Source organism: Spiroplasma endosymbiont of Tiphia femorata (genome assembly GCF_964020225.1).
GTDB lineage: Bacteria > Bacillota_I > Bacilli_A > Mycoplasmatales > VBWQ01 > Spiroplasma_E.
In genome coordinates this window covers 1,522,759-1,547,925 of the sequence record NZ_OZ026544.1, presented here as the reverse complement: position 1 = coordinate 1,547,925, position 25,167 = coordinate 1,522,759, and the positions used below count along the sequence as shown (strand labels likewise).

Sequence of the window (25,167 nt, the reverse complement as noted above, 5' to 3'; positions counted from 1 at the left end):
CTTAAATTATTATTGAGGTGATAATAATGAAAGAACAAATAAGTGCTGATAAGCAACTAATTGCTGCTATTTTTGTTAAATATGAACAAGCAAAATTAACATTAGCAAATAATAATTTTAAAGAAAATTATGTTTTGAAAGAGGATAGTGTTCACTATGCTAATAAGATAGCGATAAATAAAGATTTAAAAAATTATGAGAAACATGTGCAAATTGTTGATACAGTTTTAGCATTATTACCAAAAAATGAATATAGTTATATTGTTAGAACGTTCTTAGTTAAATCAAATAAAAATTGATGAAAAAAATATTATCATATCAAAGAATATGAAAAATTAGAAAAAACGACTATTAAGCGTTTTTTATACTTATATTTAATTTAAGGATATAAAATGAATATTAATAGTATTGATTTATTGAATTCGCGTAGTTTTTTAGAACAAAAACTGAATTTAACGAGTGATGTAAAAAACAGCCCCATTTATGAAAAAGAATTATTTTTAATTCCAAGATTTACAGTGGTTGGTTTTCCGATCCAAACTTTGCAAAAAAGCAGTTATTATTATATTGAACTTCAAATTGTAGAAGCATATAGTTATGATTTTGATATTAACAAAGAACCAAGTGAAGGATTACTTGACGATGTAACGTTTCAATATGATTTGAATTATAGTAATATTAAGCAAGCAAGTGGACAACTTGTGATATCTAAATCAATTAAGTGAGTATTTCTTACTTCTTCATATTTAGAATTACTTGAAAATAATAAACTTGGTCCATATGCTGATATTTCTTTTTTACATATGGTTATGAAAACTTATAAGATAATTTTACCAGCAATAGCAATTAAAAAAGATAATATAAATATTTTAAATTATAGTTTTAATTGTAAAAAACCTAGTAATTTAAAGCAAGTTCGTCATATTAATAATAAACATAATTATGGAACACTTAGTTTTTACTTTAATAGTAATCCACAGTATCAATTACAAATTAAACCAAAAATGTTTATTACAACAAATTTTAATTTGGAAATTAAAAATCCCATTATTTTAACGACAAATTTCTCTGATAAAGGATTTTATCATATTTTTTCTAAAAAGATTATGAAGAACATGATAGTTGGTGGAAAATCAAGATTAGATGAGGTTTTTAAGTTTTCTGGTAATAATATTAATACTGCAAATATAGTGCCAATAAGAATAAAACGTTATCTAGTATCACATTTTCCAAAAGTAAAAGATTATTATTATGATGATAAAGAAACAATATTACGTAAAATATTAATATTTAATAATAATTTTGATTTACAACAAAATACATCATTAAATATTAATGAAAATCTATCAAAATTTTATCAAAATAATAAAATACCAGCTTTTTTATTACGTAATAAAAAAAATATTGATGAATATTATTTAGAATTTTATAGTACTATTTATAATAGCATTGTAAATAAAATAGTATTGAATGATGAAATAGGAAAAAATCAATTTGATTTACCAAGATTTGAATGTTTTCACTTTAATATAAATATTCCATTTAATTTTCAAACCTTTTTTAAATATGATATTAATTTAAAATTTATTGAAGAAAGTAGTGAACCAATTATTGGTGGTCCATATCATTCTATTTTTATTAAAAAATTAATAAGAAATAATAGTGAAAATTGAGTGGCAACCACTAATTTTAGTTTAACTTACAATGAAATATTAAAATTTTATAGTAGTGATAACTTTAGTTTTATTGATTATAAGTATTTAATTCATAGTCAAATAAAGGTATAAAATGTTTATACGTAGGTTACAAATTAGCATTTTAATTATTACTATCACTATTACATTAAGTATTATGTTATTTTTTATTATCAAAAATTTTTCAACTAATAAAAATTTAAATGAAATGGTAAAAGAATATGATGTAGAATTAGAGACCGTAGATGATAAAAAAGAAAATTTAAATCCAGACATAGTTGTAGAAGCTATTGATATTAAAAAATTAAATGAAAGTATTACAATTATTTTAGATAAAAATAGTACTATCTTAGCAAATCAGTCACAGATTATATATAAAATACAATTTAATCAAAATTTATTTCAATACATATTTTTAAAGTTAATTATTAAAACATTTCCACAATGAAAAATTAATAATTTTATTTTTCATTTTAATATTTTAAATAATGCTGTATGAGTTGAATATAATACTAATTTAAAACTAGATTATTTAGAATGATATTTTAAAATAACAAATAAAATTTAATGCTCTATGTTATACTAAGTATAACTATTAATAAAAATGATTTAAATTAGGAGTGAATTTATGGATATTTTAAGTGAAATTCATCAAATTATTAAAAAAGATTATCCAGAAATTAAAGAAAAAATTACACCCAAAACTAAATTTAAAGATGTAAAAATTGACTCTCTTAAATTAGTAATGATTGTTATTAAAATAGAAGAAAAACATAATGTAAAAATTAATGATAATAAATTACTGGATTTACAAACAAAAACAGTTCAAGATTTAATAAATGAAATTGAAAGATTAGTAGCAATTGAAAATAAAAAAAGTAATATTATATTTTATCAGGAGATTAGTATGAATAAAAATTTTGAAAATATTATCCAAAAGTTGAAAGATAAAGACTATCGTTTAACTGATGTTCGTAAAGCAGTTATTAAAGTATTAACGCTTAAGCAACATGTTAGTATTAATGATATTATTAGTTTTTTAACAAAAGAAGGTAATGATAATATTAATATTATGAGTATTTATAATACTATTGATTTATTAATGACAGAACATATTATTCATGCTAATGTTTTTGAAGGAAAACAAATAATTTATGAACTATCAGAAAATACCGTTCATATTATTTGTAATTTTTGTAATAAAATTATTCATGCCTCTTTCGAAGATAAACAACAAATTTCACCATTACAAGAAGAAAAACTTGAAAAATTAGCAACTAAAAATAATTTTTATTTTTCACATTATAAGTTAGAAATTCATGGAATTTGTGATAAATGTGAATTAAAAATAAAAAAAATGAAATTTTAATTGAACTTAAAACTTCTTTCGCGTAAAATTGAACATGTACTATTTAAATTAAATATTTTAGGGGTGTAGTTCAATGGTAGAACATCGGCCTTCAGATCCGAGTGTTGTGGGTTCGAGTCCTGCCACCCCTGCCATTATTAAAAATCACTTTTAAATGTTTCTCATAAAAGTGAATTTTTTATTATTATAATTTTGGTAACTTATCTTTATCTAAATTAAAAGCAACAAAACTGAAGGTTCCAATTCCTGTATGAGCACAAATTACGTTTGCTAAATTAATAGTTTTGACGTTTTTAATGCCATAATCTTTAACAAATTTTGTAATTTTTTCTATTTCTTTTGCCTCAGCAAAAGCATGAATAATGTAAAAGAGAGTAATGCTTTCTATTTTTTTACTTTTATTAATTTCTTTAAGAGTATTTTTAATTGCTTTATCTCATGTTCTTGTTTTATCAAATTTATCAATGGTTCCGTCAAAAGATAAAATTGGAGTTATTTTTAACATAGTAGCTAAGGCTGCTGCTGATTTTGAAATTCTACCACCACGAACTAAATAATTTAAATCATAAGGTAAAATAAATGCTATATAGTTATCTCTTATTAATTTTAGTGCTTCTATAATATCATTAACATTATTTTTTTCGTTAAGTGACATTTGATATGCTTTTTTAACTAATAGTCAGTTAATAACTGAAACACCATTACTATCAAAAACAAAAACTTTATCTTTAAAATTAGATTCTTTTGATAACATAGTAGCAGTGTTATATTGACCCGATAACCCCTTTGATAAAGGAATAAAAATAATCTTTTCAAATTTAGTTAAAGCATCTTCTCAAATTATACTCATTTGACCAAGTGGTGTTTGCGAAGTTTTGGCAGATTGTTTTTTATGAACTATTCTATTATAGAATTCTTCATCCTCTAGAATGTTAGGGTCATCAGTAATAGTTGTATCATCACTAAAAGTGATTAATAATGGACAAAATCCAATATTCATTTCTTTTAAATCTTTAATTGAAAATCCTGAAGAGGAATCAGCAACAATACCAATTTTTTTTTTCAATTTTCTCACCCTAACTATAATATTTTTTACTTATTTATTAAATTATAACATATATTTTTTACTTAAAAATGGACTTTCATCGTTGAAAGATATATAAAATAGTTAATATGTTGTTTTTGGGGTGGTTGATTCTTGTTTCTTAGATTTTTTATCAGAACATTAATTTTAAAAAACTGAATGTATTCTAAAAACAATTGTGTTATATAATTAACACTAATTTTGACATGAAAGGATTTTATTAATAAGTTAAATATTTTTTCAAAATTAAAAATTATTAAAGACGGAAAAAATATTTTTCAATTAGATATCTAACAAAATATATTAAATCAAAACTATCAGCATATTACTTTTTTAAAAATCAAGAAAAATTTATATAAATAAGTCAAAAAAATAAAACTCATTAAGTAATAAAAATAAAAAAATCCAAATAAATGAATGACCACTTAAAAACTCAAATCAATATTGAAATATTGATGAAAATATTAATGATGTAAATCAATATGTTGTGTTTTTTCTAATTATCAAAGAATATATTTTAAATTTCTAAAACCCCGATATTTTTATATCAAATCTGTTTTATTTCATAAATCATATAAAATGATTACATTATGAAAAATTTAAAGATTTAAAGAGAGGGTTATATTATGAAAAAGAAAATTATTAAAACAATCATTGCATCAACTGCATTAACTAGTGGTATTCCTGCTGAAAGTGGTATTTTAACTAAAATAGAAACTGAAACAGAAAATGAATTAGAAGAAAAAGATAAAAGAGCAAATTCTACAAAAAAAAGAGTTAAAAGACAAACTCCACCAAGTTTACAAAAAGCAATGACAACAATTAATATTGGTCAAATTGAAGCGAATGATAAACAACATATTATTCAAAGATTAAGAGAAATTAATCATCCAATTTTATCTAGAGAAGATTTTTTAGAAAATATTGAATTTGAAAACATTACAAATATTAATGCAACAGTACATGCTGGTATTAACATTTACGATCAAAATCCCGCAAGAAATATTCCAAAAAATTTAAATTTTACTATTAACTTTACACCTCGAAGATTAACATTATCAAGTATTCTTATTAGAACTGAGTTAGGAGAATTGTTAGATAATGCACCATTAACAATAATAGAGAGATTAAATTTTTTAAATCCCGATTTGCATTTACGTTATCCTAGTTTTACAAATAGACATCCTATAGGCATAAATAATTTTCAAATTTTATCAGAAAATGTTTATGATTTTCAACAGAATAATCCTCATATTGTTTTTGATAGTGATTTAAATGTAACTTTTACTATTAATGAACAAAGCGTAAGATTATCGACTTTACTTAGAAATACTAATTTAGGACAAATTAGACGTAATGATCCGAGTACTATTATGGAAAGGTTATGAGAATTAAATCCTGATTTAGTTTTTCGTTTCGACTTTGTGCCGGGTATAGATTTCTCTCCATTTTTAACTTCAACTACATTAATAATTCCGCTATCACATATGTTTCGTCCAAACAGTATAATATTTACAGAAAATTTGAATATTATTTATGATTGTGATTTTAGTGTTACTTTTACTACACTTGAAGATATATCAAATTATAAACCAAGTAATTTGCAGACCACTACAACAACAACCCCTTCACCTTCAGCAGGTGGAAGCGCTGTTTTGCCATCAACATCTGAACAATCTTTTAACATTGGAACTAGTTCTAGAAATAGAAATCAACACAGTAATCAAAGTACAGGCTCTAGAACAAATCAGAAACCAAAGTGTGATATTTTAAAAACACAAATTATTGATCAAAAATTATTAGATATTTATTACACCACATCTACAGAAAGTAAAAATAATGTAAGAAAAAACTAACAGAAATTTATGGACAACATTTTACTGATGCTAGTTGAACACAATTTGAAAAAATTGTTGAATTGCATAAATATGGAATCGTTTTTATAACACCTAATAAAAATGAATATTTATTAAAAGGTCTAGCCACTACCACAACTATGAGTATTCCACCTGCATATAAAGTTGTTAAATGAATAAGTTCTCCACAAGCTACAACAGTAGTTGAAACAGAAGAAGCAGTGCCTTTATTAGAGGTTGGTGAAGAAGGTGCGATTGCTATTGGCGAAGAGGTTGTTGAAGGTGGTGCATCTGTTATGATTGAAGGAGGGCCTATTGGATGAGTTGTGGGTGGAGTAATTATAGTTGGTGGAATAGCATATTTAGTGTATAATTGATCGCATGCTCATAATGCTGATATCAATTCCCATAATCAATATAATAAAATAGAAAAATATTACATACCTTTAGACAATAAAACTCCACAATATACAGAATCAAGTAAAATTAAATTAGGTATTAGTAATGATATGTGAATAAAATTAGCAGAAATTTATCAAGATAATAAAGATGACTATCAACTTTTTGAAAAAAAAATTTTAAGTGAAATTACTAAATTTCCACAATTGATAGGAACCTTAGCAAATAGTTTAAGTGATAGTAATTTAAAAACTTTGGTTAAAGTTATGTATAATAATTTTTCAGAAATAAACATTTTTTATATGATGACCAATCAACATGGATGAAAGATTGTAACAAATGCTGTTGGAAATTACTTAGAAATTGAACCAGAATAAAGTTAATAAATTTTCCTATAAAAGAATTATAAAACATAACATATTAGGCTTATTTCATAATTAAAATTTTAATTTTGGAATAAGTCATAATAATAATTATGAAAATTTTTTTATTTTTAGTAAAATTAAGTGTAAAATTAATAATATTATAAAGAAGTGGAAGTGACAAAATGAGTCAAAACATTATTTTTGCTTTTGAAATTATTGCCTTAATTATCGCTATATTATTAGTAATTTTAGGTTTATTACAAGGTAAAAAAAATCATAATGGACTTGGTGCTTTAAGTGGGGGTAATCAAGAATTATTTGCTAGTACTAAAGAACGTGGTTGAAGTAAGTTATTTTCTATTGCCACTTTAGTATTAGGTATATCGTTATTTACTATGGCAATAATAGTAAGAATTCTTATTAATACTATTGGAGTTATAAATTAATGATAATTATTTTATAAAAAGGCACACTAAAATGTGCCTTTTTATAAATTTTAAAAGATAGATTATAATTAATTATATAATTAGGATAAAGTTGGGATTGATTGAAATGAAGCAAGAGATTATTAATGAGTTACAAAATAGTATTACACCTTTATCAACGGTTGATTTAACAGTGAAACTTAATATTACTAATCATCATCAACAGCAAGAACTTATTGCTGATTTAGAAGAATTGAAAAATAGTGAAATTATTTTGGAAAATAAAGAACAACAATTTTATATGCTAAAAAATAATAATTTATTTATTGGTAAAATTCAAATTACTAAAAAAGGATTTGGATTTGTTAAATTATTAAATAGTGAAGAAGAATATTACGTTAATATAAAAAATATAAATAATGCGTTAAATAATGATGAAGTATTATGTAAGTTAGTAAAAATTAATAATCAGAATGATGAGGCTGTAGTATTAAAAATTATTAAACGTGATACTAATCTTCTTGTTGGTACTGTTATTGTTAATGCAGATACGAAAGTAAAAACATTATTAATTCAAAATGCAAAGTTACAACAGTATGAAGTTAATATTTTAAATCCTGATAAAGCGTTAGAAAATAATATTGTTGTTGCAAAAATTAAAAATTTTGAACAAAATATTTTTAATGTTACTATTACTAAAATATTGGGTAATATTAATGATCCTGGTGTTGATATTTTAGCTGTTATTTATGAAATTGGCATTAAAGCACAATTTGATGTTGAAACATTAGCAGCAACAGATAAGGTGCCAGTAACAGTTTTAGAATCAGATAAAATTGGTCGTATTGATTTGACTAAAGAGTTATTAGTTACAATTGATGGTAAAGATGCTAAAGATTTTGATGATGCTATTTGTGTTACTAAACTAGCTAATGGTAATTATCGTTTAATTGTAGCTATTGCTGATGTTAGTCATTATGTAACAGAAAATAGTCCTTTAGATGAAGAGGCATTTAATCGCGGTACATCTGTTTACTTAGCAGATCGTGTTATTCCTATGTTACCAACGCAGTTATCAAATGGTATTTGTTCTTTAAATGAACAAGTAGAACGTTTATGTATGGTTTGTGATATGGAAATTGATAAGAATGGTTTAACAGTAAAACATAAAATTTATCAGGCATTTATGAAATCAGCAAGAAGAATGAATTATGACGAAGTAAATGATGGATATAATGGTAAAAATCCAAATTTTATTAAAACACATCCACAAATTTGAGAAATGTTACTAAAAGCAAAAGAATTGCACCAAATTTTATGAAAGTTTAAACAAGATGCTGGAGTAATTGATTTTGAAATTAATGAAGCAAAAACAATTATTAATGACAATGGAGAAGTAACTGATATTATTTTAAGAACTCGTGATATCGCTGAAAAATTAATTGAAAGTTTTATGATTAGAGCTAATGAAGTAGTTGCTAAAACTGTATTTGATATGAAATTACCTTTTATTTATCGTGTTCATGAACATCCTCGTTCTAAAAAAATGCATCAAATGGTTACAATTCTGAAATTAATGGGCATTAAACTAAATCCAAAAATCACAAATATTAGTTCAAAAGATTTACAATTATTATTAAATTCTTTAAAACAATTACCAACATTTCAAGTTTTATCAACTTTATTATTAAGAAGTATGGAAAAAGCACAGTATACTAATAAATGTATTGGCCATTTTGGACTTGCTAGTGATTATTATACACATTTTACTTCGCCAATTAGACGTTATCCTGATTTAATAGTTCATCGTTTATTGCGCCAATATATAGTTAAAAGAGAAATAAATGCTAAAATAATTGAGAAATATCAAAGTTTTACTAATTGAGCTGCTGAGCAATCTAGTAATATGGAATTAAAAGCATTAGAGTGTGAACGAGCTGTAGATCAAATGAAAAAAGCAGAATACATGATGCAATTTATTGGTCATAAATTTGAAGGTATAATTTCTAGTGTAACTGGCTTTGGATTATTTGTTGAGTTAGATAATACAATTGAGGGTTTAATTAGAATTTCAGACATGACTGATGATTATTATATTTTTAATGAAAAAGCAATGATTTTGTTTGGTGAAAGAAAACGAAAACAGTATGCTCTTGGTCAAAAGGTCAGTGTTCTTGTTAAAAGTGCAAATAAAGTTGCTAGAACTATTGATTTTATTTTAGAAGAAAATGGTCAGCAAAATAAAAACCGTGATAAAAATAATAATAATCAATCATCAAAAATGTATAAAGCAAATAATTTTAAATATAGAAAAAAGATAAAACTAAATGGTAAAGTTAAAAAAAATAAAAGTGAAAAGAAAAATGGAGTAAAAAAATGAAAATACAAGGGCAAAAAAGATTAATTCAACAAAGCAATCTTAACATTGAATGCTATTATTATAATTATTTTAAATCGCCAGGCTTAAAACAATATCCGGATTTATTATGAGTTAATGAAGATTATAACTTAATTAAGCAAGTAAATATTGAACAAGATACTGTAATAAGATTAGCAACTAATTTATTTGAAGTTGGTCAAAAATTTAATTTGTTTGAAAATTTAGATTATTTTATTATGATGCCAAAAAAACCTACTTCAGTTAGTAGTTTAGAATTAGTAATAATTGAATTAGTTAAAATTATTAAAAAAAAATTAAATTATGAGATATTATTTATTAATAATATTTTCCAAGTTGATAACTACCGTAAATTTTGAGAAAATAAATTAAAAGTTAGCGAAAGACAAATGGAAATTACTAATAAAATTCATTTATTACCTAAATATATTAAATTTTTTAATAAAAAAAACATTATTATTATTGATGATATAGTTGCCTCAGGGATTTCTATTGCCCAAACTATTTTAGAAATTATCAATAATAACAATGATTTTAAAATTAAAGCTTTGTGTTATGGTTCAGTTTATAATTGAGAAGAAATTTATAAATAGTTAAAAGAGTTTCCTAATTTTTTTCTTTTTTTCTTCTAATGAGTCTGATTCAGATATATTATAAGAATCTTCAATATTATTTATAAATGCATAATTAATTTCAGCATTAATTTGATTTTTAGCAATAAGTTTTAAAATAAAATCAGCAGTATCTGCTTCTAAAGCAAATGTGTAAATTTCAAATTCATCTTCATTAATAATTTCCGTTTTCGTAGAAATTTTTAAAATATGATTTTGTTCATCAATAATAATTTTGCAAACCTCAAGTTTTTTACCAGTTAAAATCTTATAAATAATTACTTTATCATTATTATTTTTATCAAAACCCAAATCGCCTTGATAAAATTGACTATTTTTTACTGCTGTTGGTTTAGTATTTAACTCTCCTGCCATGTCCTTAGACTCCTTTCAGTTGTTTATTAATATATAAAATTAACAAAAACCCGTAAAACAAATATAAAATCTATTTCTTGGGTCGCTATACAACAAATATTAATTTTATGTTTAATTTTACATTAATCATTGCTAGAAAAACTATTGATTAATCTAACCTTCATTAAATTATAGCATGTTCTTAATAAAAAACAAATTTAAGTAAGTATTTCAGTATTTATGAAATTATTATTATATAATCTAATTATAAAGTTTATGAAAATAATGGTGGAAACAATGAAAATAATTGCAAAAAATAAAAAAGCGTACTTTAATTATGAATTATTAGAAAAATTAGAAGTGGGAATTGTTTTGACTGGTTCTGAAATTAAATCAATTCGTTTAGGTAATGTATCTTTACAGGATAGTTATGTAACTTTTAGTAATAATGAAGCTTATATTATTAATATGAACATTACTACTTATAAATTTACTACTAGTTATATACTTGATCCATTAAGAAAAAGAAAATTACTTTTAAATGCTCGTGAAATTAAAAAAATTCAACAAGAACAAAAGCAAAAAAACTTAACTGTTGTTCCAACAATGATATATTTAAATAGTAAAAGTAGAGCAAAGTTAGAAATAGCATTGGCTCGTGGTAAAAAAAATTATGATAAAAGAGAGACCATTAAAAATCGTGATGCAGTAAGACAAATCAAAAAATAATAATTTAATTAAGAAAGGAAAAAACTATGATAATATGATTACCTTTCTTAATAATCTTTTGTTTATTTACAAGTTTTTATTTATTTTTTCTTTTTAAGCAAAAGATAAATAAGTGGCAATGATTATTTATTAGTTATTATTTTTTTCTTTATCTTGGTATTAATAGTTTAAAAGCTATTAATAATTTTTTAGTTTTATCATTAACTAATTTAGTAACTGAAGCAATTAGTATTACAGTGATTATTTCGTTTACTGTAATTATTTTTGCTATACCAGCTACTTTTTTTACTGCAAAATTTAAAAAAAGAAAGTTGTATATTTGATGAATGCATAGTTGACTTTTGGTTACTTGCTGTTTAGTTTTAATTGTACCAAATTTTTGTTCTTTGATTTTGTTAAATATTGCGTTAGGAATGAGTACTGCATCATTGGGAGTTCATGAATTAATGTTCAATGAACAATATTTTGTAAAATCACATGCTTTTTTAACTTTTACTATACTTATTGTTCCGGGATTATTGGCAAGTTTAATTATTATACCAATTAATATGCTTACGCTTAATATTTCAACTATTACAATTTCAAAAATCAGTTATTTTATTATTGCTGCTTTGTGTTTTTTCATTTTGACTTTTTTCATGTCTTTTCTTTTGCGAGAAGATCCAAAAAATATGGGTATGCATGATGAAATAGTTTTAAAAAAAATTAAAACTTTTTCTCAATGAAAAATAATAATTTTAATTATCTTTGGATTAACTATTTATTTAATTTATTATTTAATGAATTCTCAATTTTTTAATTATAAAATAAGTAATATTGATCAAAGATGGCATGTTTATAAAACTTTATTTACTACTTTGCCACAAGTAATTGGTGTTTTTTTATTGGGATGATGATTATATTATTTTTTCAGTGCTAATATTGCTTTATATTTTGGTTTTGGAATCTATATAGTAAGTATTATGATTAGTTTAGTAACTATTAATATTTACGCAGTTTTGATTTCACAAATTTTATCCAATATTGCTTTTGGCATTTGCAGTTTTGTTATATATAGTTTGGTTTTAGATTGAAATTATCGATAATTAATGCCTATCACAGGAATTTATGCATCATGTATAGCTATTTTAACTTGTAGTGTTGATTTACTCGATAGTTTTATTAATTATAATTTAATTACTTTAAATAATGAAATAATGTTTTATATTGGTAATATTATTGCGTTATTAACTGTTATTAGTTTAATATTTATTACGTTATTTTCTTCAAATTATTGAGTGACAGAAAAGCATCATGTTTTAACAAATCACAATTGAAATAAAATTTAAGTATATTAAATACTTTACTACATAAAATTATATAAAATATGGTCATGCCATTATAAAAAAATAAGAATTTAAGAGAGGTTTTTTTATGTCTGAAAAAAGTAAAAAAAAGAAAATTATTACTGCAATTGTTGGTGGTACTACTTTAGTTGGTGGAGCCACTGCTGGTATTTTGTATACTTCTGATATAGAAGCAAAAAACGAGGAAGAAAATGAAAAAGAAAAAAAATAAAATCACAATCTAATCCAAAGATTTTATTACCTAAACCACCAAATTCAAATAGACAATCAAATCGTTATAAATATACAATAATACAACAACAAGATACAATTTACGTTGATAGTAATGGAGAAGAGCAAACAACTAGTAAAATAGACTTATCAGATATAAAAACTATTGAAATTGTTCAAATTGGATTTTATGAAAATAAAATTGGAGAAATTCAAGCTGTTAAAATGCCAAAAACAATTCAAAAAGTGCCAGATCAGTTACCATCAGAAATAACAAGTACAAAACAGATGTTTCAAAGTGCTTCATCATTTGATCAAGATATTTCGGGTTGAGATGTTTCAAATGTTACAGATATGAGTGATATGTTTGCATATGCAACTTCATTTAATCAGAATATTTCAGTTTGAAGAGTAGAAAAAGTAAAAATTATGAGAGGTATGTTTTTTAATGCACATGCTTTTGATCAAAATATTTCAAGTTGAAATGTAAATAAAGTGACAGATATGCATGGTATGTTTGCTGGTGCAAGAAAATTTAATCAAGATATTTCGGGTTGAGATGTTTCAAATGTAATAACTATGCATTCTATGTTTGCCGGTGCAATAACGTTTGATCAAAATTTATCACAATGAAATGTTTCAAAAGTAATAATTCATGATAATTTTGCCATTAATTCTTGAATTAGTAATAGCATTGATAAATTGCCAAATTTTAATTTTTAGATTTTATAATTTATGATGAAAGTTTGAAAGAATTATTAGTAATTTTTAAGAAAACCAAAAATTGCTTTATAGTAGAAAGTAATGTATAATATTAGCGGGGATGTTCTGGTTTCGACAGGAGTGAACAACTAATTGTGGCAGTGGTTTGGTAGACCATAATACTACGAGGTTTCATAACCGGAAAACAAACTAAAACCGTAGTACCTAACTGATTCACAACAAAGTTAAACAACTTTGGATTTGGTTTAGGAAATCAAGCAGTTTTACCTGCTTAATTACTTAAGAAGTAAATACTACCGTTACTAATAGCAAGTTTATCATTATTAGTAACGTATCATAGGATAAACTAGAAAAAATGATGTTAATAAATTTTTTCGAATTTCCATTAACTAGCTATTCATAATTTCGTATAATTTATTATTAAATAGTGATTTTTCTAAATTATACTAAACTGTAGATACAGTTAGTCAGTTAACTTTTGGACGCGGGTTCGATCCCCGCCATCTCCACCATAAATTAAATGCACAATTGTGCTTTTTTTATTATTTAATTTAATAATTAATTATAAATACCTTTATAAAATTTTAATTAGTGAAATAAATAATAAAAAAATATTTAAATATTTTATGAATAATATTGTAAAACAAGTTGCAAATAGTAACTAGTCTTGGTAATATTGAAAAGTCTTTAAATTTTTTTAATTATATTTGGAGCCGTGGCCAAGTGGTTTAAGGCATAAGTCTGCAAAACTTTGATCGTCGGTTCGAATCCGATCGGCTCCTCCAAAATATTAATAATATTTGCAAATATACTTGTAAATATTACTTTTAATAAGTTATAATTGATTAGGTTTAATGATTTAATGAGTTACTATAAATTTTAGTAATTAAATGCGCCTGTAGATCAATTGGATAGATCGTTTGACTACGGATCAAAAGGTTGTGGGTTCAAGTCCTGCCAGGCGCACCATCGGGATGTGGCTCAGCTTGGTAGAGCGCTCGGTTTGGGACCGAGAGGTCGCAGGTTCGAATCCTGTCTTCCCGACCATTATTAAATAAGGGCCCTTAGCTCATTTGGTAGAGCGCCTGCCTTGCACGCAGGAGGTGGTCGGTTCGATCCCGATAGGGTCCACCATTATATATCGGTTAAACATTTAAACTAAAACTGGCGAGGTAGCTCAGTTGATTAGAGCGTTCGGTTCATACCCGAGAGGCCATGGGTTTGAGTCCCATCCCCGCTACCATAGTCTAGGACCCTTAGCTTAGTTGGTTAAAGCTCCCGGCTCATAACCGGGCGAGCATTGGTTCGAATCCGATAGGGTCCACCATACTTAAATACTCGGAGGCTTACCCAAGTCCGGTTAAAGGGAACAGTCTTGAAAACTGTCAGTGCGCAAGTGCTCGAGGGTTCGAATCCCTCAGCCTCCTCCATTATTATTAAATTTTATACATCGCGGAGTGGGGAAGTGGTATCCCGTCGGGCTCATAATCCGAAGATCATTGGTTCAAATCCAGTCTCCGCAACCACGGTCTTGTGGTAAAGTGGTTAATACGCCTCCCTGTCACGGAGGAGATCGCGGGTTCGATCCCCGTCAAGACCGCCATTTAGAAAATAAAACATAAGCAGTATTAATTTAGAGAGTAAGTAAAAGGTCTTACTCTTTTTTTATTGGTATAATGAATAATTATTTTACTCATTATGGAAGAAAGTTTTTGATTGATTAAGTAAATTAATAATATTAAAATACACGTATAGTTTAAATAATAAATATAATTTTATTTAAATTTAACTATTATTAAATAATAGTTTTTAATTTTTAAAAAGGAGCGAAAATATGATAAATAATTTATTAATTTTTAATAACTCATCTTCAAGTATCGTAATTAGCAATAATGTTGAGACATTGATACCAGTGAATAATGCATTAACATTAGAAAATGGTATCAATGAACCAATTTTAAAAAATATATTATCATTAAATTTTTTATATAATATTGAAATGACTTCTAAAGAACAACTACAATTACTAATGGCAGAACAATTACAATTATTAACGCAAAAACACATTAAAATGTTTAATAAAAAACAAATTCAAGCATTTACAGAAGAACAAATACCACATTTCACAAAAGAACAAATTCAAGTATTTACTTTACAACAAGTTTCATGATTTACTAAAGAGCAGAATTCATGATTTACTAAAAAACAACTTGCAGCCTTTACACCGGCACAAGTTTTAAAGTTTAAGAATAAAAGAATCAAAAAAATAATTCAAAGAGAACAATTTCAAACATTTACATTAAAACCAATAAAAGTAACTTCATTAAGTTTAAATAGAAAAAAACGTTCGACTCGTTCGAATTTACAAATGTATACTAGTCAGAAAATTAAATCATTAACAGAAAAGGAAATTTCAGAATTTACACCAGAACAAATTCAAGCATTTACACCAGAACAAATTCAAGTTTTTACAACCGAACAAATTCAAGCATTTACACCAGAACAAATACCAAAATTTGAACCAGAACAAATTCAAGCATTTACACCAGAACAAATACCAAAATTTGAACCAGAACAAATTCAAGCATTATGACTAAAACAAATTCGAGAATTTACAGAAAAACAAATTCAATCATTATCATTAGAACAAATACAAATATTTAGTCGCGCAGACATTGATTCTTTTACATCTGATCAAATTTCATGATTTACACCAGAACAAATACCAAAATTTGAACGAGAACAAATTCAAGCACTTACAGAAAAACAAATTCAAGCATTAACACTAAAACAAATTCAATCATTTACAGAAGAACAAATTCAAGCATTTAGTCCAAAACAAATTTTATGATTTGCACCATGACAGATTAGATTATTTACATCTGATCAAATTTCATGATTTAGATCAAGTCAGATTGTAGAATTTACTAAAAACCAAATTCAAGCATTTAGTCCAAAACAAATTTCATGATTTAGACCAAGTCAGATTACAGATTTTACTAAACTACAAATTCAATCATTATCATTAGAACAAATACAAATATTCAGTCGTGCATACATTGATTCTTTTACATCTGATCAAATTTCATGATTTACACCAGAACAAATACCAAAATTTGAACGAGAACAAATTCAAGCATTTACACCAGAACAAATTCAAGTTTTTACAACCGAACAAATTCAAGCATTTACTCCTGACCAAATTTCATGATTTAATCAAGAACAAATTTTAAATTTTACAGAAGAGCAAATTCATTTTTTTACATCAGAACAACGAAAAATTTTTGTTGGAAAAATAGAGGGGTATTTTAATAGCACAACAGTTGATTCAACAACAGAAAAACAAATTCGAGAATTTACAGAAAAACAAATTCAATCATTATCAAAATCAGAAATTCAATCATTATCATTTGAAATAATTCGAGCGCTTGCACCAACTCAGATTAGATTATTTACATCTGACCAAATTTCATGATTTACACCAGTTCAGAATGCACATTTTACTAAAATACAAATACACGCATTTAGTCCAAAACAAATTTCATGATTTACACCAAAACAGATTGCACAATTTACCTTTGATCAAATTTCATGATTTACATTATGACAGATTCAAGCACTAACACCACAACAAATACAAATATTCAGTCATGCAGACATTGCTTTTTTTACATCTGACCAAATTTCATGATTTACACCAAGTCAGATTACACAATTTACAACTGAACAAATTCAATCTTTTACAGAAAAACAAATTCAATCATTTACACCAGAACAAATTCAATCATTCACAAACGAACAAATACCAAAATTTGAACTAGAACAAATAGAAAAATTTACAACTGCACAAATTCAAGCATTTACACCAGAACAAATTCAAGCATTTACTCCTGACCAAATTTCATGATTTAATCAAGAACAATTGGCAACATTTAAATTAGAGTCAGAGCAAGTTGAAAACAATAAATTAGTTTCAATGTCTTTTTGAATTTTACCTATTTTTTCTCTTTGTTTAGTTGGAGGTTTAATAGGTTTTATTTTAAAAAAAATTAGAACTAATTTTAAATCAAATAATAACTTAGAAAGAAATAATGCAAATAAATCACAAGAATTAATAAATATAAATAATGAAGAAGAAATATTAATTATGGATAATATTGAATTACAATCTGTATGTGATGAAAATGTAGAAAATCTAAATAATGAAGTTGATAAGTGAAAACAAATAAACTCAATAGATTTATCATATTCTCACTCAAAATTAGCAAGTGCAAATATTTCTGGATACTCCATATAATCGAAAAAATATTTAAACAATATTATATTATTAAAATAAACAATAATTATTGAAAATTATTGTTTATTTTTCATATTACTTGTAGTTAAAAATAGATATTATTAATTATGTTTGTATTTATTTTAAAATAATAATTTGATTATTTTATATATTTAAAATTCGGATATAAGTTAACTATATAGTTTTTAAATAAAATGCATTATAATTATTTTATAGGATGGGTGAAAGATATGGATAAATCATTAGATAAACAATTTTTAACTACAAGTAATCTTATTGGTCAAAAAGAGTTAAAGAAATTAAAGGAAACTCCTTTACCTTCATTATTAGATTTAAATTTAACAAGAGTTTACTTTACTAGTCTTGGTGATGGTTTTTCGCGAATATTTATTTTAACTATTCAAATTTTTTGAATTGGCTTGATTTTTTTTAATGGCATTGGTTTTGGTCAATTGGTTGCTAATCTTCCTGGTATACCATCAGCACCAGTTTTTCAAAGTGCAATATTAAAAGTAGTAGCAATGTTAGTTACTGTTTTATTTGCTTTTATAATTTTAATTATGATTTTACCCGTTTTTTTATCTAAAACTATTAGAGGTATTGGTTTAAGTTGTTTATTTTTTTTAATATTTGGTTCTATTGTTAATTTAATAATTATTGGTATTAGTTTTTTTATGTTTTCTTATAGTGACAGTCCTTATCGAATCACAGTATTGATTTTCGCGGTTATAGCACTCTTATTATGATGAATTGCTATTTTGCATTGATGATTAAATACTATTGAAAATAAAAAATATTTAATTAAAAGTATTATTAAAATGTATGAATTAAGTTTTAGATAATGGAAATTTAGGTGAATAATATATGGCTAAAAAGAAAGATAATGATGATTGAAGAAAACTAAATAATATTACTAAATACGTTACTGGTAAAGTAGAACCAGTAAAAGTAAAAAAAACTTTTCTGACAATAACTATTTCTTTAATTATGATAATTTGTTTAGCAATTAGCACTTTTTTTATTGCTCTTGCTATGCAGAGTGCTTTTAATATTGGTGATTTTAAACAAAATATTCCAGAAGAATCAATTATTGTTGATATGAATGATGTTCCAATTGATAGTAGTAATAAAAATTTACGTTTGCCATTTTTTGAAGAAGAAACAAAAAAACAAGTTTTTGATTTATTAATAAAAGAATCTTGATGAGATAGTTTTTTTCCAACTAATATTACTAATTATGATTTCACTTTTTATAAACCCAATAGTAATGATGAATTAGATAAGAGTTTAATTCAAACTGATGGTGTTACTAAATTTGATTTAAAATTAAAGTTACAATCTTCATTTATTGAATTTAAAATACCAGTAATTGCATTAATTAAAAATACTGCTAAATTTTATGAAAAATTTATGATGTTTAATCAATTTGAAGGAAAATTTAGTAAACATGTTTCAGGAAAATTTCCAAATGGTAGTGATTATTTGCAAGAACAATGAACACATGGTTATTTACCAACTAATTTTTATTATGCGGATAAAATTGATAATACTGTTATTTATAAAACAATCGAAGATGAAATTAATAAATTTATTAATGATTATAAAGAAGAATTTGCTAGTGATACTCATCTTTATCCAATAATATCAACAATTCCTTTAGCAGATATTGATTTTAATGATGTAGCTACTATTAAACCATATTTCGAACTAGTTCATAATCCCGAATTAAATTATGTTGGTAATGCTGTGAATAGTTCCAAAGAATATGTTAATCTTTATTCATATTCTTCAAATTTTCCATTAAAACCTTTTTATATAACATATGTTTCTAATCCAAATGTTGTTTATGATTTCATTGATTTAAAACCAACAAGTATTGAAGAGGTTATTGATTATCTTAAAGTTAATCCTATTGATTTTGTTCCTTTTAGTATGGTACAAGAAGCAGTAGATAGTGATGAATCATTAATAAAATATAGTCCTCCACATGTATTATTGACTAGTGATAATAGTGGTAATCATTTTAAATATAAGGAATTGAGTTATTATTTTGGCTTTTCAAATTCAATAAATAATAGTATTGAAAATATTAATGTTAATGATTATATTAATATTGGTGATTTAGAAACTTTTTTAGAAAATAAATATTGACAAGAAATGTATCAATTTGCAAAAAATAATTCTACTTTTTTCTTATTAGATTATCCTGATTCGACGGTTGATCCAAATATTAATTGAAATTTTGTTATTAAATCACTTGCTACTTTTAAAGGATATTTTGTTAAAGCTTTAAAGGTGCAAATTAATGAGTTAAGTGCTTTTACTTTTTTAGATATTGATGGTAATAATTTATCATTAAAGGCAACTGATATTATTAAGACTAATGATATTAAAAAAATTAGATTTCATATTGGAAAAAATTTGATAAGCAGTGACTATGTTCCCAAGCCCCATAGTTTTAATTTTACTTTTAAAGTAAGGTGAATTTAAATACTTAAAAGGGCGCATCACTTTAACCCTTAGATTCATAATTGGATAACAAAGAACGATATAACTATCGTTCTTTTTTTGTTAAAAGATTAAAACTTAATAAAACTGTCGTAGAAGTCTAATAGTGAGTACGAAATGTAAATACTTCTATATCAGTATAAAAGAGCATTTAATGTTAAGCAAGTTAAAATGTTACACTGTATCGCTTAATGTAATTATAGATTAATTTGAATAGCCTTATTATGGCTCAGTAAAGAACCCATTAATCTAATTCACAATTACATTTGTATTATTTAAGAAAATAGGGGGTTTTATATATAAATACATACCTTATTAACAATATCATAACACAATAAAAAATTAAAAGGAGAAAAATAAATATGACATACGTTTATTTAGTAAAATACAAAGTTAATTATACATTTGAAACAAAATATAAAGTTTTTTATACATTTAAGGAAGCAAATAATTTTCATAAAAATTATAAACATCATTTATTAGAAGATGCATATATTATACATTATGAAATATTAGCATTTGAATTAGATATGCAATATCCAAATCAAGAAAAACTTAAAGAAAAACTTAATTAATGAAAGGAAAAATTAAATATGGAAGAAAAAGAAAATGAAGAATTACAAAATAAATTATTAAAAGAACAAATTGAATTAATTGAGGAACAAAAAGAATTTTATAAAAAATCATGAAAAAGTAGAATTATATTTTTAACAATTTGAATAATTATTATGATTTTAACATTAATAATTATTGCTTCTAAATATTAATGAAAGGAAAAAATATTTATGGAATATAGAGAATATAGAATGATTGGTTCTTGTGATAAATGTAGAAAACAATCTTCTTTTGGTAATAGATTATGTAATAAATGTTTTTGAATATTAATAGGTAAAAATAAATATGAGTAAATTAAGTTTTAAAAAAGAAACTCATCAATATTTTTTAGATGATAAAGAATTAATATCAGTTTCTAGAATTATTGATAATTATTTAGGTTTTGGTTATAGTCATATAGCACCAGAAGTATTAAAAAATGCTTCAGTTCGTGGTAAATGAGTTCATAAACTTAATGAATTATATTTACAAAATATTAATGAAGAAAATATTATTAATGATTTATTAAAAAAATTAAAACCAGTAACAAATTCAATAAATTATTCTTATTGTAAAAAATCACTTATGTTTTTAAAAGAAAAATTTAAAGATAAAAATAATTATGAATTTATTATAGAAAAACCTATTACTGATACTTTAGTTACTGGAACACCAGATTTAGTTTATTTAAATAAAAAAGAAAATAAATATTATTTAATAGATTATAAAACTTATGCTTGTATTGATGATGATAAATTAAAAAGAATTAAATTACAATTAACTGCTTATTATTGTATGTTACTTGAGAATGGTATAACTCCATCTTATAAAACTTATGTTTATTTAACTAATAAAAATACTCAGCAAGAAATAAAAATAGAAATAACACATGAATTAATAAATGAATGATTAGAAGCAAAAATAAATTATTTTAAAGGAGAAAATAAAAATGAAAATGAATAAAGAAAACATAGAGCAAATTAAAGAAAATATTAAATATTTAAATGAATTATTAGAATATTCGCATGATGAAGTAATTGAATTTGAAATTAGAAAACAAATTAAATATGAATTAAGTTTATTAAAAACAAGGATAAATAAGTATGAATAAATGTAAATATTGTAATAAAAGAATTTGGTTAAGTAAAAATTGATGTATGAAATGTTTAGAAATAATAGTTGATGAAATAACAAGTAAAAAGGATGATAATAATGGATAAATCAATTTTAATTTTATTAAAATATTTAGGAAAAATTAATAAAAAATTAGATGAAATTTTAGAATTATTAAATAAAAAAGGAGAAGAAAATAATGAGTAATGATTTAACTAATAATAAAAATTCATTAACTATTGAACAATGATTTACTAATAAAAATCAAGGTAATAATATGAGTGAAAAAGAAGTACAAAGATTTAAAAGTAATGCTTTAGCAATTAAAAATCAATTAGGTTTAGCAAAAACTAGTTTAACTACAATATTAGAAGCATGTTATCAAGCAACATTATTACAATTACCATTAGAAAAGAATTTTGGTTATTGTTGAGTTGTACCTTTTAATCGTAAATATAAAGATGAAAAAGGTAATTGAGTAACTGTTAAAGAAGCACAGTTTCAAATGGGATATAAAGGTTATATTCAATTAGCACAAAGAAGTCAACAATATAAAAAAATTAATGTTATTGAAGTTAGAGAAGGAGAATTAAAAAAGATTGATTATTTAAAAGATGAAATAAAATTTAAATTTATTGAAAATCCTATTGAAAGATTAAAATCAAAAATAGTAGGTTATTGTGCTTATTTTAAATTAAAAAATGGTTTTGAAAAAAATTTATATTGAACAACTGAACAAATAATAGAACATTTTAATAAATATAGTGAAACATATAAAAAGAATCAAAAATTTATTGTTAGTGATTTTGATAGTATGGCTAAAAAAACTGTATTAACTCAATTATTAAGAAAATGGGGAATTATGTCAGTTGATATGCAAACTGCTTATGAAAATGACCAAGCAATTATTACTGAAAATGAAAAAATATATATTGATAATCCAAATAATCATATTATTGATATTATTGATTCAAATCCTAAGTTTAAAGAATATCATGATACTATTGATGCTATTACTAATTCAACTGATAATACTGACATAAATTCTGCTTTATCTAAATTAAAAGAATTAGAAAAAGAAGAAGAAATTATAGAAAATTTTGAAGTTTAATGAAAGGAAAATAAAAAATGGAAATTACTACCCAAGATATTATTGATGAGTATAAAAACGAATATAAACAAAAATTAATTAATTATTTAAATAATGATTTACAAATAGTAAGTGAAGCACAATGTTTATATATAAAATCATTACTAAAATGTATAGAAAATGGAGAATTTGATAATGATAATTCATAAATGTAATTATTGTAAAAAATCCATAATGGATGGCGAGTGAGTAAAAAATAGTTTTAGATTTTTTAAAATAACAATAAAAACATATTGATATATGCATAAAATTTGTTTTATCCAATATGAAAATGAAAAATTAAATAAAGATAAGGAAAGAAAATAATAATTAATATTTAGGCATTTGACATATACCCTTTCTAACTCCTATTCCCTATTTTTTATTCTTGCTTAAATAATATGTCAATGTAAGTCCTAAATTTTATTTTATACAGAACGAAACTATAGAATTATTAAAATTTGGATAAGATTATAATTCTATAGTCCACCGTTTATTACGGTGCTGATGAGTTCATAAAAGGATGTGAAATAATGAGAAACATTAGAACTGAATGATTTTATAATGAAAAAAGCCCAAAAGAAATAAAATGTCCAACAGTAAGTTTATTAAAAAATAAAGAAGATGCTTTATGTTATTTATTATCATTAAATTTATATCCAAAATTATATCCACAAGATATTTTTTATTCATGAATATTAGAAAATAATCAAACAGGATATTTAATTATTTGTGGTAATAATAGAGATACTATTGGAAATATGAAATTTAAATTTATATTTATAAAAGGAGAATAAAAATGAATAAAGAAGTAATTGCACGTAATATTAAATTACATCATCTACGATATTATAAAGAAATGAAAATTAAAGATTTATTAAAAAAATCACAATTTCATTTAGTAAAAGATTTTATTTATATATTAGAATGTATTATTTCTAATTTAGAAATAGAAATTAATGAAGGAGAATAAAATGATTGAAAGAATGTCAGAAGAACATATATGTGCTAATCATAAACCTAATAAATGTATAGTCGCAACTTATCAATATCAAAGAGAACAAGCAGTATTAAATCATTTATTAGAAATATATAATAAAGGTATTAAAAATTATTTTAAGGAAAAAAATAAGGAGAATAAAAATGGAAACAAATAATTATACTTTAATAAAAATACTTCGCTCTTTAATAAGTCCAATTTGTGCAATGATTGGTACAAGTGCTTATTATGGTCAAGTAATAAGTAATCCATTATTAGGTTCAATTAATAGTTTATTATTTGGTAAAAAATTAGGTTTAGATATTTGAAATTTAAATCAAAGACATTCTTATAAAACTAAATTATTAAATAGTTCTAAAAAAATATTATTAGGATTAGGAACAATTGGAATAGTTAATTATGCTAAATTTACTAATACTACAAATCCTATAGAACCAACTACAACACCTATTCCTATAACTACTACTAGTACTACAACAGTTGACCCATTTCCACCAGATTTATTATTAAGCAATCCCAATACTACTGATAATCATTTAATGGATTGAGATACATTTATTAGTCTTAATTCATATGGTATTGCTAATTTAGTTGCTGGAATTACTGAATTAATACCAAGTAAATTTGAAACTATACGTAAAATAGCCAATATGGCTACTGGTGGAACATTAATTAGTAGTGGTGTTGCTATGGGTATTAATAATGATTTTAATAATGCTGCTTATGCAGTACCTACCATAATTGCTGGTGCAAGTGAAATAATCCATAATTTATTACCTATGGAAACCACACATCATAATGAAGAAATGCAAGAAACAGCATTTAATAATGAAACTGCAAATCTTATTAATGATAGTATAAGTCAATATGGTGCTACTAGTGAAATTAGTGAATCAAATTTAAGATGAGATTATAGTCATATGAGTTTATAAATAAATAAAAATGCCTATTAAAGGCATTTTT

Annotated in this window: 30 protein-coding genes, 10 tRNA genes and 1 other RNA gene; 39 read left to right on the top strand and 2 right to left on the bottom strand. The window is 23.9% G+C overall.

Annotation, left to right across the window (positions count from 1 at the left end; translation table 4 throughout):
- The first annotated feature begins 26 nt into the window (after positions 1–26).
- The 5 genes from AACK83_RS09540 to AACK83_RS09520 all read left to right on the top strand — a co-directional run bounded on the left by AACK83_RS09540 (position 27) and on the right by AACK83_RS09520 (position 3,197).
- Positions 27–383, top strand: a complete 357-nt coding sequence (locus tag AACK83_RS09540) for an MG284/MPN403 family protein (protein ID WP_338958036.1) — start codon at positions 27–29, stop codon at positions 381–383.
- A gap of 9 nt (positions 384–392) precedes the next feature.
- A complete protein-coding gene (locus AACK83_RS09535; protein WP_338958033.1) occupies positions 393–1,787 on the top strand; it encodes a hypothetical protein in 1,395 nt (464 codons plus the stop codon).
- Position 1,788: 1 nt separating this feature from the next.
- Positions 1,789–2,262, top strand: a complete 474-nt coding sequence (locus AACK83_RS09530; protein WP_338958030.1) for a hypothetical protein — start codon at positions 1,789–1,791, stop codon at positions 2,260–2,262.
- A gap of 60 nt (positions 2,263–2,322) precedes the next feature.
- Positions 2,323–3,063: a transcriptional repressor gene (locus AACK83_RS09525; RefSeq protein ID WP_338958028.1), complete on the top strand. Its 741-nt coding sequence runs from the start codon at positions 2,323–2,325 to the stop codon at positions 3,061–3,063.
- 59 nt (positions 3,064–3,122) lie between these two features.
- Positions 3,123–3,197 (top strand) — tRNA-Trp (locus AACK83_RS09520).
- 50 nt (positions 3,198–3,247) lie between these two features.
- Here AACK83_RS09520 and AACK83_RS09515 read toward each other — a convergent pair.
- Positions 3,248–4,129, bottom strand: coding sequence for a DegV family protein (locus tag AACK83_RS09515; RefSeq protein WP_338958025.1), 882 nt, complete (start codon positions 4,127–4,129; stop codon positions 3,248–3,250).
- 644 nt (positions 4,130–4,773) lie between these two features.
- Between AACK83_RS09515 and AACK83_RS09510 the strand changes: the two genes are divergently transcribed.
- The 5 genes from AACK83_RS09510 to AACK83_RS09490 all read left to right on the top strand — a co-directional run bounded on the left by AACK83_RS09510 (position 4,774) and on the right by AACK83_RS09490 (position 10,183).
- A complete protein-coding gene (locus tag AACK83_RS09510; protein ID WP_338958022.1) occupies positions 4,774–6,003 on the top strand; it encodes a hypothetical protein in 1,230 nt (409 codons plus the stop codon).
- A gap of 62 nt (positions 6,004–6,065) precedes the next feature.
- Positions 6,066–6,779, top strand: a complete 714-nt coding sequence (locus tag AACK83_RS09505; protein ID WP_338958020.1) for a hypothetical protein — start codon at positions 6,066–6,068, stop codon at positions 6,777–6,779.
- Between the two features lie 170 nt (positions 6,780–6,949).
- Entirely contained in the window at positions 6,950–7,213 is a 264-nt protein-coding gene (gene secG / locus AACK83_RS09500; RefSeq protein ID WP_174480339.1) for a preprotein translocase subunit SecG, read from the top strand.
- A 106-nt stretch (positions 7,214–7,319) separates the two neighbouring features.
- Positions 7,320–9,596 carry a ribonuclease R gene (gene rnr / locus AACK83_RS09495; RefSeq protein WP_338958016.1) on the top strand — a complete coding sequence of 759 codons (2,277 nt, stop codon included), beginning with the start codon at positions 7,320–7,322 and terminating at the stop codon, positions 9,594–9,596.
- Positions 9,569–10,183 (top strand): hypothetical protein, encoded by a 615-nt coding sequence (locus AACK83_RS09490; protein WP_338958013.1) that lies wholly within the window; start codon positions 9,569–9,571, stop codon positions 10,181–10,183. Before rnr ends, AACK83_RS09490 begins: the two co-directional genes overlap by 28 nt.
- Here the strand turns inward: AACK83_RS09490 and AACK83_RS09485 are convergent, their stop codons facing one another.
- Entirely contained in the window at positions 10,184–10,576 is a 393-nt protein-coding gene (locus tag AACK83_RS09485; RefSeq protein WP_174480342.1) for a hypothetical protein, read from the bottom strand.
- A 276-nt stretch (positions 10,577–10,852) separates the two neighbouring features.
- Between AACK83_RS09485 and smpB the strand changes: the two genes are divergently transcribed.
- The 29 genes from smpB (at position 10,853) to AACK83_RS09340 (ending at position 25,136) form a co-directional block, all read left to right on the top strand.
- A complete protein-coding gene (smpB, locus tag AACK83_RS09480) occupies positions 10,853–11,284 on the top strand; it encodes an SsrA-binding protein (RefSeq protein ID WP_252320720.1) in 432 nt (143 codons plus the stop codon).
- Between the two features lie 26 nt (positions 11,285–11,310).
- Positions 11,311–12,369 (top strand): hypothetical protein, encoded by a 1,059-nt coding sequence (locus AACK83_RS09475; protein ID WP_338958008.1) that lies wholly within the window; start codon positions 11,311–11,313, stop codon positions 12,367–12,369.
- A 3-nt stretch (positions 12,370–12,372) separates the two neighbouring features.
- Positions 12,373–12,612, top strand: coding sequence for a hypothetical protein (locus AACK83_RS09470; protein ID WP_338958005.1), 240 nt, complete (start codon positions 12,373–12,375; stop codon positions 12,610–12,612).
- A gap of 85 nt (positions 12,613–12,697) precedes the next feature.
- A complete protein-coding gene (locus AACK83_RS09465; protein ID WP_286642118.1) occupies positions 12,698–12,841 on the top strand; it encodes an MspA/MspB/MIB-like signal-anchor domain-contatining protein in 144 nt (47 codons plus the stop codon).
- Between the two features lie 224 nt (positions 12,842–13,065).
- On the top strand, positions 13,066–13,563 hold the full coding sequence (locus AACK83_RS09460; protein WP_338957998.1) for a BspA family leucine-rich repeat surface protein: 498 nt from the start codon (positions 13,066–13,068) through the stop codon (positions 13,561–13,563).
- A gap of 96 nt (positions 13,564–13,659) precedes the next feature.
- Positions 13,660–14,075, top strand: a transfer-messenger RNA (tmRNA) gene (ssrA, locus tag AACK83_RS09455).
- 197 nt (positions 14,076–14,272) lie between these two features.
- A tRNA-Cys gene (locus tag AACK83_RS09450) sits at positions 14,273–14,348 on the top strand.
- A gap of 107 nt (positions 14,349–14,455) precedes the next feature.
- Positions 14,456–14,532 (top strand) — tRNA-Arg (locus tag AACK83_RS09445).
- Between the two features lies 1 nt (position 14,533).
- A tRNA-Pro gene (locus AACK83_RS09440) sits at positions 14,534–14,610 on the top strand.
- Positions 14,611–14,621: 11 nt separating this feature from the next.
- Positions 14,622–14,697, top strand: a tRNA-Ala gene (locus AACK83_RS09435).
- Between the two features lie 32 nt (positions 14,698–14,729).
- Positions 14,730–14,806 (top strand) — tRNA-Met (locus AACK83_RS09430).
- Between the two features lie 7 nt (positions 14,807–14,813).
- Positions 14,814–14,890: transfer RNA gene (locus AACK83_RS09425), tRNA-Ile, on the top strand.
- 13 nt (positions 14,891–14,903) lie between these two features.
- Positions 14,904–14,993, top strand: a tRNA-Ser gene (locus tag AACK83_RS09420).
- A 21-nt stretch (positions 14,994–15,014) separates the two neighbouring features.
- Positions 15,015–15,089, top strand: a tRNA-Met gene (locus AACK83_RS09415).
- 1 nt (position 15,090) lies between these two features.
- Positions 15,091–15,166 (top strand) — tRNA-Asp (locus AACK83_RS09410).
- 231 nt (positions 15,167–15,397) lie between these two features.
- Positions 15,398–17,860, top strand: a complete 2,463-nt coding sequence (locus AACK83_RS09405; RefSeq protein WP_338957996.1) for a hypothetical protein — start codon at positions 15,398–15,400, stop codon at positions 17,858–17,860.
- 230 nt (positions 17,861–18,090) lie between these two features.
- Entirely contained in the window at positions 18,091–18,702 is a 612-nt protein-coding gene (locus AACK83_RS09400; protein ID WP_338957994.1) for a hypothetical protein, read from the top strand.
- Positions 18,703–18,724: 22 nt separating this feature from the next.
- Positions 18,725–20,350 (top strand): hypothetical protein, encoded by a 1,626-nt coding sequence (locus AACK83_RS09395; RefSeq protein ID WP_338957993.1) that lies wholly within the window; start codon positions 18,725–18,727, stop codon positions 20,348–20,350.
- Positions 20,351–20,730: 380 nt separating this feature from the next.
- Positions 20,731–20,943, top strand: a complete 213-nt coding sequence (locus AACK83_RS09390; protein WP_338957990.1) for a hypothetical protein — start codon at positions 20,731–20,733, stop codon at positions 20,941–20,943.
- 18 nt (positions 20,944–20,961) lie between these two features.
- A complete protein-coding gene (locus tag AACK83_RS09385) occupies positions 20,962–21,135 on the top strand; it encodes a hypothetical protein (RefSeq protein ID WP_338957988.1) in 174 nt (57 codons plus the stop codon).
- An 18-nt stretch (positions 21,136–21,153) separates the two neighbouring features.
- Positions 21,154–21,276 carry a hypothetical protein gene (locus AACK83_RS09380; RefSeq protein WP_338957985.1) on the top strand — a complete coding sequence of 41 codons (123 nt, stop codon included), beginning with the start codon at positions 21,154–21,156 and terminating at the stop codon, positions 21,274–21,276.
- Positions 21,269–21,925: a PD-(D/E)XK nuclease family protein gene (locus AACK83_RS09375; protein WP_338957982.1), complete on the top strand. Its 657-nt coding sequence runs from the start codon at positions 21,269–21,271 to the stop codon at positions 21,923–21,925. The genes AACK83_RS09380 and AACK83_RS09375 overlap by 8 nt, the downstream gene beginning before the upstream one ends.
- Positions 21,918–22,073 (top strand): hypothetical protein, encoded by a 156-nt coding sequence (locus AACK83_RS09370; protein ID WP_338957979.1) that lies wholly within the window; start codon positions 21,918–21,920, stop codon positions 22,071–22,073. Before AACK83_RS09375 ends, AACK83_RS09370 begins: the two co-directional genes overlap by 8 nt.
- A gap of 201 nt (positions 22,074–22,274) precedes the next feature.
- Positions 22,275–23,186 (top strand): recombinase RecT, encoded by a 912-nt coding sequence (locus AACK83_RS09365; protein WP_338957976.1) that lies wholly within the window; start codon positions 22,275–22,277, stop codon positions 23,184–23,186.
- 17 nt (positions 23,187–23,203) lie between these two features.
- Positions 23,204–23,374 (top strand): hypothetical protein, encoded by a 171-nt coding sequence (locus AACK83_RS09360; protein ID WP_338957973.1) that lies wholly within the window; start codon positions 23,204–23,206, stop codon positions 23,372–23,374.
- A gap of 363 nt (positions 23,375–23,737) precedes the next feature.
- Positions 23,738–24,001: a hypothetical protein gene (locus tag AACK83_RS09355; RefSeq protein ID WP_338957971.1), complete on the top strand. Its 264-nt coding sequence runs from the start codon at positions 23,738–23,740 to the stop codon at positions 23,999–24,001.
- 2 nt (positions 24,002–24,003) lie between these two features.
- Positions 24,004–24,177 (top strand): hypothetical protein, encoded by a 174-nt coding sequence (locus AACK83_RS09350; protein ID WP_338957968.1) that lies wholly within the window; start codon positions 24,004–24,006, stop codon positions 24,175–24,177.
- Position 24,178: 1 nt separating this feature from the next.
- The gene (locus AACK83_RS09345) at positions 24,179–24,361 is read left to right on the top strand and encodes a hypothetical protein (protein ID WP_338957966.1); all 183 of its coding nucleotides are present in this window, start codon (positions 24,179–24,181) and stop codon (positions 24,359–24,361) included.
- Positions 24,348–25,136 (top strand): hypothetical protein, encoded by a 789-nt coding sequence (locus AACK83_RS09340; RefSeq protein WP_338957964.1) that lies wholly within the window; start codon positions 24,348–24,350, stop codon positions 25,134–25,136. Before AACK83_RS09345 ends, AACK83_RS09340 begins: the two co-directional genes overlap by 14 nt.
- Positions 25,137–25,167: the final 31 nt, after the last annotated feature.